Origin of the sequence: Microbispora oryzae (genome assembly GCF_017896165.1) — a bacterium.
Lineage (GTDB): Bacteria > Actinomycetota > Actinomycetes > Streptosporangiales > Streptosporangiaceae > Microbispora > Microbispora oryzae.
This window is the reverse complement of the sequence record NZ_JAFCNB010000022.1, coordinates 38,387-48,104: the sequence shown is the minus strand read 5'-3', so window position 1 is coordinate 48,104 and position 9,718 is coordinate 38,387. Positions and strand designations below refer to the sequence as shown.

The following is a 9,718-nucleotide window of genomic DNA, read 5'->3' as shown; positions in this document are numbered from 1 at the left end:
ACCCATGACCACCCACGCACCCGCTTACGCGAGCCCCGCCGACGTGGCCGCCAACGGTCCGTACGGACCCGGCCGGACCGACCGCCCGGGGCCCCTCTACCCGTTCCGGGGCCGGATCGCCGCCGACGGATCCGGCGAATATCCGGCCGAACCCGGCCGCTACCACCTGTACGTCTCCTACACGTGCCCGTGGGCGCAGCGCGTCGCCATCGTGCGCGACCTGGCCGGGCTGCGTGACGTCGTGTCGTTGTCGTACGTGGACGACGACCGGGACGCGCGCGGCTGGGCGTTCCGCGAGCGGCGCGGGCCCGACCCGGTCAACGGCTTCACGCTCCTGTCGGAGGCGTACGACGCCACCGAGCCCGGATATCCCGGCCACATCTCCGTGCCGGTTCTGTGGGACCGGCGGACGAACCGGATCGTCAGCAACGACTACCCCCAGATCCCCGTCGATCTCGGCACCCGGTTCGCCCAGTGGGCCGTCTCGGGCCTTGACCTCTACCCGGCCGGCCTGCGGGACGAGATCGAGGCGCTGGACGAGGAGATCGCCCGTGAGGTCAGCCACGGCGTGCTCCAGGTCGCCAGGGCCTCGGCGCAGGAGGAGTACGAGCGGCGGCGTGCGCGGGTGACCGCCGCGCTCGACCGGCTCGACGCCCGCCTGGCCGGCGGGCGGTACCTGTTCGGCGACCGCCTCACCGAGTCCGACGTGCAGCTGTGGGTGGTGCTGGTCCGATTCGACCTGCTGCACAACCCGCTGGCCGGAATCAGCGAGCGGCCGCTGACGGGCTACCCCAACCTCTGGGCGTACGCCAGGGATCTGTACACGATCCCGGCGTTCCGGGAGACCACCGACTTCACCGCGTTCCGGTTCCCCGGCACGCCCGCCCATTCCGGCGACGGGCCGGTGCGGATCGAGGTCGCGCCGCGCGAGGCGGACTGGGACGAGCCGCCCGGGCGTTAGAGGCCGGCCGCCGTCCAGGCCTCGGCGAGGAGGTCCTGGGAGCGGACGCGGTCGGCGTGGTCGTGGGCGATCGTGGTCACGAGGAGTTCGTCGGCGCCCGTCGCCTCCTTGAGCACCCGCAGTCCCTCGACCACGCCGCCGGGCGTCCCCACGAACCGGGTGTCCACACGGTCCGCGACGAGCGCCCGGTCCTCGTCCGTCCACACGTGCGCGGAGGCGTCCTCCGGGGAGAGGTACCGCATGGCCCCCGCGCCCGTCCGGATGCTGCGCACCCACAGGCCGTACGGCTCCGCGACACGGCGGGCCTCGGCGTCGGTGTCCGCGACCAGGACGTCGGCGGACACCATGACATGCGGCGCGGGATACGCCTGCGACGGCTTGAAGGCGTCCCGGTAGGCGTCCACCGCCTCCAGCACGGAGGCCGGGCTCACGTGGTAGTTCGCCGCGAACGGCAGCCCGCGCTCGGCCGCGACCTGGGCGCTCTGACCGCCGCTGCTGCCCAGGATCCACAGCTCCACCTCGGCGCCCTCTCCCGGCTGGGCGTGCGCCTCGTGCCCCTCGTCGGATCGGTAGTGTCCTCCGAGCAGCGCCACGATGTCGTCGACCTGACCGGCGAAGTCGGGCGTCTCGGCCCCGGGCTGCTGCAACAGCCTGTGGGCCAGCGCGAACAGCGGAGAGTGGACGAGCCCGGCGAACGAGAACGGCGGCGGGATCAGCAGGCCGCGCACCGTGCGGGCCGCCACAGGGGCCGCGGGCTCGGAGGTAGCGGGCTCGGGGGCCGCCGGCTCGGGGCGCGCGGCGCGCAGCTCACGCGCCCGCTGGCCGGAGCGGCCGAGCCCCAGGTCGATCCGGCCGGGGTGCAGGGCGTCGAGCGTGCCGAACTGCTCCACGACGGTGAGCGGCGTCTGGTGGCCGAGCTGGACCGCGCCGGAGCCGACCCTGATCCGGCTGGTGGCCGCGGCCACCGCGCCGATGAGGACCGCGGGCGCGGAACTCGCCACGCCGGGCGTGAGGTGGTGCTCCGCCAGCCAGTAGCGGTGATAGCCGGCGTCGTCCGCCCGCCTGGCGAGATCGACCGTGTTGCGCAGCGCCTCGCGCGGGGTGCTCCCGGCCGAGATGGGGGAGAGGTCGAGGATGGACAGGCGGGTCATGACGGTCCTCCCGTGGGGAACGGCCTGCTGGGGATCTCTTTCCGCAGGACGGGCGCGATGTCGCTCTGGAACAGCTCCAGCGACGCCCGGTGCTGTGCGTCGGTGAGCCCGTCGGCCTCCGCCTGGACGTGCATCACCTCGTGGCCCAGCAGTTCGTGGTAGCGGTGCACCTTGTCGACGATCTGCTGCGGGCTGCCGACGAGGATGGAGCTGCGTTCGATGGCGTCCTCCAGGGTGGGGAACACCGGGTCGAGGCCCCGCCTCTTCAGGAACGCCACCCGGGCGTCGAAGATCGGCCGGTAGGTCTCGACGGCGTCCTGCGATCGGGGCGTGGCGTAGTAGCCGGCGCTGCCCGCTCCCACCAGGGCGTCGGCCGGGTCGTGGCCGTGGTGCTCCCAGCGCTCGCGGTAGTACCGGACCAGTTCCGCGTACGGTTCGACGGGGTTGGTGACGTTGGCGGAGAAGAGCGGATCGCCGTACTGGGCGGCGAGGTCCACCGATTCCCTGCTGGTGGCGCTGCCGTGCCAGACCCGGACGGGCCGCTGCAGCGGCCGGGGGAGCACCTCGGCGTCGGTCAGGGGCGGCCGGAAGCGGCCCGACCAGGTCACCTTGTCCTCCCGCCAGAGCCGCCGGAACAGCTCGTAGCCCTCGCGGTTGCGGTCCCACTGGTCCGCGTCGGTCACGTGGAACAGCTCGGCCTGCGCGGTGCCGTTGCCCTTGCCGATGATCAGCTCCAGGCGTCCCCCGGAGAGGTGGTCCAGGGTCGAATAGTCCTCGAACGCCCTGACCGGGTCGAGCAGGCTCAGCGTGGTCACCGCGGTGAACAGCCTGATCCTGCTGGTCAGGGCCGCGATGTGGCTCAGCACCACGGGTGGGGCCGAGGACAGGAACGGCCGCTCGTGCCGTTCGCCGAACGCGAAGCCGTCGAACCCCAGCTCCTCGGCGAGGACGGCGGCCGCGACGACCTCCCGGAACCGCTCGGTCTCCGGTTTCACCTCTCCGGTCAGCGGATGGGGCAGTTGGAACGCGAGCGTCAGCGCCAGGAATCTCATGGCCGGGGGACCTCCCTCGTCACGCGGATCGTGCGGGTACGCGAGGCCGCTCCGCGCCTCGTCTCCGCGATGGGGACGGCGTTCATGACACCTTCGCGTAGCGGCTGCCGGGACGGGGCAGGCCGAGCCGTCCCCGCAGGTCGGCGGTCTCGTACGCCGCCCGGAACGCGTTCCGGGCCCGCAGTTCGGGCACCAGGCCCCGGGTGATGGCCGTCAGATCGTGGGGCAGCTCGCCCGGCCGGAGGCGGAATCCGTCCAGCCCCGCCTCCCGCCAGTCGAGCAGCAGCCCGGCGAGCCCTTCCGGGGTCCCGGTGAAGACATGGGCGTCCGAGACGAGCTCGCCTCCGTCGAGCTCGTCCAGGCGTGCCTTCCGGCCGGCCGCGCCGTCCGCGTCGAGGAAGACCACCAGATCCCCGAAGATCTTCAACGGCGCCCCGGGGCGGCCGACGGCGGCCTCCGCCTCCCGCACCCGTCCGACGATGGCGGCGGCGTCGGCCCGGTCGCGCGGCGTGACGTACACGACGTCGGACGACCGGGCGGCGAACTCGTAGGGCAGCGTGTCGTGGGCGAGAGAGGTCACCAGCGGCTGGCCCTGCGGGGAGCGCGGCGTGATCGACGGGCCCCGCACGCTGAACCACTCACCGCGGAAGTCGATGTAGTGCAGCCGTTCGCGGTCGATGAACCGGCCGGTCGCGACATCGCGGATCTCCGCGTCGTCCTCCCAGCTGTCCCACAGGCGGCGGACCACCTCGACCGCGTCCGCCGCCTCGCCGAACAGGTCAGCCACGCTGCTGGTGGAGGCGGGATCCGGGTCGTCGGAGAGGTCCAGCGGAGGCAGGACGCGGCGGCCGAAGTGCCGGGCCTGGTCCGGCCGGGGGGAGAGCCGGGGACGCCAGCCGGCCCGGCCGCGGCTGATGTGGTCGAGGGACGCGATACCGATCGCGACGTGGAACGGCTCGGTGTGAGTCGTGCTGGTGGTCGGCACGAGACCGATCCGCGAGGTGAGCGGGGCCACGGCCGACGCGATCAGCACCGCGTCGAGTCGTCCGCGCACCTGGTCGAGCCGCCCGTCGAGCTCGTTGAGGTGGGTCGACTGGAGGCCGAGCGCGTCCTCGAACGTGACGAAGTCGAGCAGGCCGCGCTCGGCCTCCGTGACGAGCTCCGCCCAGTATCCGGGCGTGAACAGCCGGCCCGGCCGCGCGCTCCCGGACCGCCACGCGGCCGGATGCCAGCCCGCCCCGTCCAGCGCGACGGCGAGAGACAGGGTCATGAGATCTCCTCGGTGCGTGTCGTGAGGGTGCGCGGGGCCAGGCCCAGGTGGTCGCGGAGGGTGGGCCCGGTGTAGTCGGCCCGGAAGACCCCCTTCTCCTGGAGCAGCGGGACGACCTTGTCCACCAGGTCGTCCAGCCCGCCCGGGGTCAGGTGGGGCACGAAGATGAAGCCGTCGGCGGCGTCGGTCTGCACGAACCTGTCGATCTCGTCGGCCACCGATCGCGGGGTGCCGACGAAGGTCTGCGGCGCGGCCACCTCGACGACGAGCTCCCGGATCGACAGGTTCTTCTCCTCCGCCAGGGCGCGCCACTTGGCCGCCACCGCGCCGCGGTCGCCGCGGAACTGCGCGTGACCCTTGGAGACGCCGTCGTCCAGGTCAGGCTCCAGGTCGGGCAGCGGGCCGTCCGGGTCGTATCCCGACAGGTCACGGCCCCACACGGCTTCCACGAAGTAGAGCGCGGTCTGCGGGCTGACCTGCGCGCGGCGGATCTCGGCGGCCCGTTCCGCGGCCTCGGCCTCCGTGTCGCCGAGCACGTACGTCACAGCGGGAAGGATCTTGAGGTCCTCGGGCCGCCGGCCGTACGCGGCGAGCCTGCGCTTGACGTCGCGGTAGAACGCGCGGCCCTCCTCCAGCCTGCTGTGCCGGCTGAAGATCACATCGGCGGAGGACGCGGCGAACTCGCGGCCCTCGTCGGAGTCGCCGGCCTGGATGATCACCGGGTGACCCTGCGGTCCCCGGGGCGTGCTGAACACGCCGGAGATGTCGAAGTGCCGGCCTTCGTGCCGGAAGGGGGTGACGCCGCCCGGCCGCAGGAACCGTCCCGACTCCGGGTCCGCGGCGACCGCGTCGGGCGCCCACGAGTCCCACAGCTCTCTCGCGGTCTGCAGGAACTCCTTCGCCCGGGTGTACCGGTCGGCCTCGTCCAGGAAGCCACCCCGGCGGAAGTTCTCGCCGGTGAAGGCGTCGAAGCTGGTCACGACGTTCCACGCGGCCCGGCCTCCGCTGAGGTGATCGAGCGTGGCCAGCCTTCTGGCCACCTCGTACGGCTCGTTGAACGTCGAGTTCACCGTCGCGGCCAGCCCGAGACGCGTGGTCACCGCGGCCAGGGCGGAAAGGACGGTGAGCGACTCGGGGCGCCCGACGACGTCCAGGTCGTGGATCCGGCCCTTCGCCTCGCGCAGCCGCAGTCCCTCCGCCAGGAAGAAGAAGTCGAACTTCCCGCGTTCGGCCGTCTGGGCCAGGTGGCGGAACGAGTCGAAGTCGATCTGGCTGCCCGATCTGGGGTCGGACCACACGGTCGTGTTGTTCACGCCGGGGAAGTGCGCGGCGAGATGGATCTGCTTGGTCATCGGGGCTCCTGATGGCGGTGGGGTCCAGGCGGGACGCACCCGGTGGCCCTCGTGGCTGCTCCGAGGTGGGGGCGGAGCCGTGCCGGATGCCTCCGGCACGGCCACCGCTCAATAAACCTAGTAATAGAGTAGGAAAAAAGGGTTTTACCGTCAATGTCCCGGGGCCCAAGGGTGGCGGCTAATAGCTGTCATTACCTACCAGTTTTATGGGATACTCTCGTCATGGGCCTGGACTCGATCCGCTCGTCGAGTGAGCGCACAGCGCCTCGCGTCGCCGGACGCGCGGCGCCGGCCGTGTCACCCGGTATCCGCAAACCCCTGCCGCCCGACCTGTTCGCTCTGCACGGCACGAACGCGGAGACCCGTTGGGAGGCGCTTCGCGACGAGGGCTATCTCACGCCGAACGACCTCTTCTTCGTCCGCAACCACACGGCGACGCCGCTGATCGACGCCGCCACGTGGCGGCTCACGTTCTGGGGCTCCGGCCTGCGCGCGGGACCGGTGGACCTCACCTACCGCGAGCTCCTCGACATGCCGGCCGAGACGGTGACGGCGTTCGTCGAGTGCGCGGGCAACGGCCGGAGCCTGTACGAGACGCAGCAGAAGCAGAACGTGTCGGGCACTCCGTGGGGGCTGGGCGCGGTGGGCACCGCCCGGTGGCGCGGCGTGCGCCTGGCGGCGCTCCTGGAGCGGGCGGGGATGACCGGCGCGGCCGTGGCGCTGATGCCGCGCGGTCTGGACGGCGACTACGCCGAAGCGGGGGAGAATCTGGGCCGGGTGCGCCGCCCGCTCCCCGTGGCCAAGGCACTGGACGACGTGCTGGTGGCGTACGAGATGAACGGGCGGCCGCTGCCGCCCGACCACGGCCATCCCGCGCGCCTGGTCGTGCCGGGGTGGGTCGGTGTCGCCTGGACCAAGTGGCTGGGCGACATCGAGGTGTCGGCGGAGCCGCTGGAGTCTCCGTGGAGCACCCGCCTCTACCGCATGCGCGGCCCCGGTCACCCGCCCGAGGGCGGCCCGCCGCTGACCCGGGTGGGGATCAGGAGCGCCTTCGAACTGCCCTGGCCGGCCCGTCTGGAGGCCGGGCGCGAGCACCTGCTGTGCGGCCGTTCGTGGTCGGGCGGCGGACGGGTGGTCCGGGTCGACGTCAGCGCCGACGACGGCGTCACCTGGCGGCCGGCACGTCTGCGCGACGATCGCGAACCGCTGGGGTGGACCCGGTGGGACATCCCCTGGGCTCCCCGGGTCGCCGGCGAGCACCGGCTGCTCGCGCGGGCCGCCGACGAGACGGGCGCGACGCAGCCCGATCACGCGCCGTACAACACCCTCGGATACGCGTTCGACGCGGTGGCGCGTCACCCCGTCATCGTGCGCTGACCGGTCCACGCCCTCGGGGTGCGGGCGGCACGGTGTCAGCGCACTCCGGCGGGTTCCCGTACGGCTGCCGCGCCCCGCTTACCGGCGGTCTCCAGCGCGAAGCTGACGCTCACGAGGACGAGCCCGATGACGCCGAGGCCCACGCCGACCCAGGCCGGGGCGACATAGCCGAAGCCGTGCGCGATCACGAGGCCGCCGAGGAACGCGCCCAGGCTGTTGGCGATGTTCATGGCCGACTGGGTGACGGCCGCGCCCATCATCTGCGCGCCGGGCACGATGTTGATGAGGCGCGACTGCATGGGCGGGCCGAGGATCAGGCACGCCGCGCCCACGAGGAAGGCGCCGGCGAAGAGCCCGGCGGGCCAGTGGGCGACCAGGGCGAAGATCGCCATCGCGGCGATGAACAGCGGGAATCCAATCATCAGGGTCAGCCGCAGGTCGCGGTCGGCGGCCCAGCCGCCCGCGACGTTGCCGACGGTCATGCCGAGCCCCACGGCGACGAGCACCCAGGGGACCGTCGACGCGGACAACTCCGCGACGTGGGTGGTGATGGGCGCGATGTAGCTGTCGATCGCGAAGAAGCCGCCGAAGCCGAGCGACGCCGTGGCGGCGGCCAGCCACACCTGCGGGGCGCGGAAGGCCCGCAACTCGCTGCGGGCCGAGCCGTTCGGATGCACGTCGACCTTCGGCACGGTGGCGAGCACGGCCAGGAGCGTCACCACGAACACCGCGGCGATGGCGAGATAGGCGACCCGCCACCCGGCGGCCTGGCCGAGCCGGGTGATCGCGGGGACGCCGACGACATTGGCCACCGTGAGGCCGCCGAGCGCGACGGCGAACCCCTTGCCGTGGCTGCCCGGACCCATGATGGAGGCGGCGATGAGCCCCGCCGCGCCGAAGTAGGCTCCGTGGGGCAGGGCGGCCACGAAACGGGCGACGAGGACGAGGCCGAACGCCGGGGCGAGCGCCGACGCGACGGTGCCGGCGATGAAGATCGCGAGCAGGGTGATCAGCATCGTCTTGCGCGGCAACCGGGCGGTCAGCGCCGCGGCGGCCGGCGCGCCGACGACCACCCCGAGGGCGTAGGTGGTGATCATCCACCCACCGCGGGCGACCGCCTGCGAGGTGGACTGCGCGTACAGCTGGGGGAGCAGGTCGCGGGCGATGCCGGGGAGCAGCCCCATCGCGACGAACTCCGTGAGGCCGATGGCGAAGCCACCGAGGGCAAGGGCGAGGAGAGCGGACCGGCGCTGCGCCGGGGTGAGGGAGCTCATGGAAAACCTTCGTGCTCAATGGAGCGCCCCGGTGCCATGGGGGCGGTCCGGAATGCTCACGTCAAGGTGCGCTTCAGCGTATAGCAACGGTGTTGCGTAATAAGATGGCGGGGTGGTCAAACCGGCCGATCTGGATTTTCTGCGCGACTACAACGACGCCTCGGTGGTCGCCGTGGCGCGCCGTGCCCGCGTCTTCGACCGTGCGACGATCGCCTCGGCCACGGGCCTCACTCCGCAGGCGGTCTCCAAGGTCGTCGCCCGGCTGGTCGCCGCTGGTCTGGTCGAGCCCGACGGGGTGCGGCGGCAGGGCGTCGGCAAACCGGCCAGCGTCTACCGCCTCGTGCCGAACAGCCGTTACGCCATCGGCGCGCACGTGGCCCGCCGTACGCTCCGGATGGTCCTGAGCGACCTGACGGGACAGGTGCTCAACACGATCGTCGGGCCGCTGCCCCCCGACTTCACCCCGGAGCGGCTGCTCGACGAGCTCGCCGCCGGTGTCGGGAGGCTGGCCGGCGAGTGCCGGGCCGGGCGGCTCGTCGGCGTCGGGATCGGCATGGTCGGCCCGCTCGACCACGCGCAGGGCGTCGTGCGCGACGCGCACCGCCTGCGGCACTGGCACGACGTGCCGCTCCGCGAGATGGCCGCGGAACGGCTCGGCCTGCCGGTGATGCTCGACAAGGACGTGGCCGCCGGGGTCGTCGGTGAGGCGTGGCTGCGGGGGCCGCACTTCCGCGACGCCGCGCTGATCATGGTCGAGTCGGGCATCGGAGCGGGCCTGTGGCTGGGCGGCAGCGCCTACCGCGGCGCGCACACGAACGCGGGCGAGTTCGGGCACATGGTGGTCCAGACGGACGGCCCGCCCTGCGTCTGCGGCAGGCGCGGCTGCCTGGAGACACTGCACGACCGGGCGCTCGCCCGCGGAGACGTCGGGACGGCCGCCCGCGTCCTGGCCGTCGGCGTCGTCAACCTGCTGCAGACGCTCGACGTCGGCCACGTCGTCCTGGCCGGCGCCGACCTGCTTCCGCACGCCGCCGCCTATCTGGAAGCGGTACGGACGGCCGTCCGCACCGAGGTGCCGCGGGCCGACTGGCTGGCCGCCGAGGTGACCACGCCGGCCCTCGGCGTCGACGTGATCGCCGCGGGGGCGGCGATGGGCATGCTCAACGAGCGGTACGGCCTGCCCACGGGGCCGCGACCGGCAGAAGCCGCGAAGGAACGGGCCGAGGAGCCCGCCGAGGAACCCGGGGACCCCGCCGCCGCGCGCGCCGGCGGGTGATCCGG

The 9,718-nt window shown here is 72.9% G+C and carries 8 protein-coding genes; 3 read left to right on the top strand and 5 right to left on the bottom strand.

Annotated features, from left to right (window positions below):
- Positions 1–4: 4 nt before the first annotated feature.
- Entirely contained in the window at positions 5–961 is a 957-nt protein-coding gene (locus JOL79_RS28420; RefSeq protein WP_210158976.1) for a glutathione S-transferase C-terminal domain-containing protein, read from the top strand.
- Here JOL79_RS28420 and JOL79_RS28415 read toward each other — a convergent pair.
- From JOL79_RS28415 to JOL79_RS28400, 4 genes are all read right to left on the bottom strand, one after another.
- Positions 958–2,112, bottom strand: coding sequence for an LLM class flavin-dependent oxidoreductase (locus JOL79_RS28415; protein ID WP_210158975.1), 1,155 nt, complete (start codon positions 2,110–2,112; stop codon positions 958–960). The genes JOL79_RS28420 and JOL79_RS28415 overlap by 4 nt on opposite strands.
- Positions 2,109–3,164 (bottom strand): LLM class flavin-dependent oxidoreductase, encoded by a 1,056-nt coding sequence (locus JOL79_RS28410; protein WP_210158974.1) that lies wholly within the window; start codon positions 3,162–3,164, stop codon positions 2,109–2,111. The genes JOL79_RS28415 and JOL79_RS28410 overlap by 4 nt, the downstream gene beginning before the upstream one ends.
- Before the next feature lie 82 nt (positions 3,165–3,246).
- Positions 3,247–4,434: an LLM class flavin-dependent oxidoreductase gene (locus JOL79_RS28405; RefSeq protein ID WP_210158973.1), complete on the bottom strand. Its 1,188-nt coding sequence runs from the start codon at positions 4,432–4,434 to the stop codon at positions 3,247–3,249.
- Entirely contained in the window at positions 4,431–5,786 is a 1,356-nt protein-coding gene (locus tag JOL79_RS28400; RefSeq protein WP_210158972.1) for an NtaA/DmoA family FMN-dependent monooxygenase, read from the bottom strand. The genes JOL79_RS28405 and JOL79_RS28400 overlap by 4 nt, the downstream gene beginning before the upstream one ends.
- Positions 5,787–6,008: 222 nt before the next feature.
- Between JOL79_RS28400 and JOL79_RS28395 the strand changes: the two genes are divergently transcribed.
- Positions 6,009–7,163: a sulfite oxidase gene (locus JOL79_RS28395; RefSeq protein ID WP_210158971.1), complete on the top strand. Its 1,155-nt coding sequence runs from the start codon at positions 6,009–6,011 to the stop codon at positions 7,161–7,163.
- A gap of 35 nt (positions 7,164–7,198) precedes the next feature.
- Here the strand turns inward: JOL79_RS28395 and JOL79_RS28390 are convergent, their stop codons facing one another.
- Positions 7,199–8,437 (bottom strand): MFS transporter, encoded by a 1,239-nt coding sequence (locus JOL79_RS28390; protein WP_210158970.1) that lies wholly within the window; start codon positions 8,435–8,437, stop codon positions 7,199–7,201.
- A gap of 112 nt (positions 8,438–8,549) precedes the next feature.
- On the opposite strand from JOL79_RS28390, the gene JOL79_RS28385 reads away from it, so the two are divergent.
- The gene (locus tag JOL79_RS28385) at positions 8,550–9,713 is read left to right on the top strand and encodes an ROK family transcriptional regulator (protein ID WP_210158969.1); all 1,164 of its coding nucleotides are present in this window, start codon (positions 8,550–8,552) and stop codon (positions 9,711–9,713) included.
- Positions 9,714–9,718: the final 5 nt, after the last annotated feature.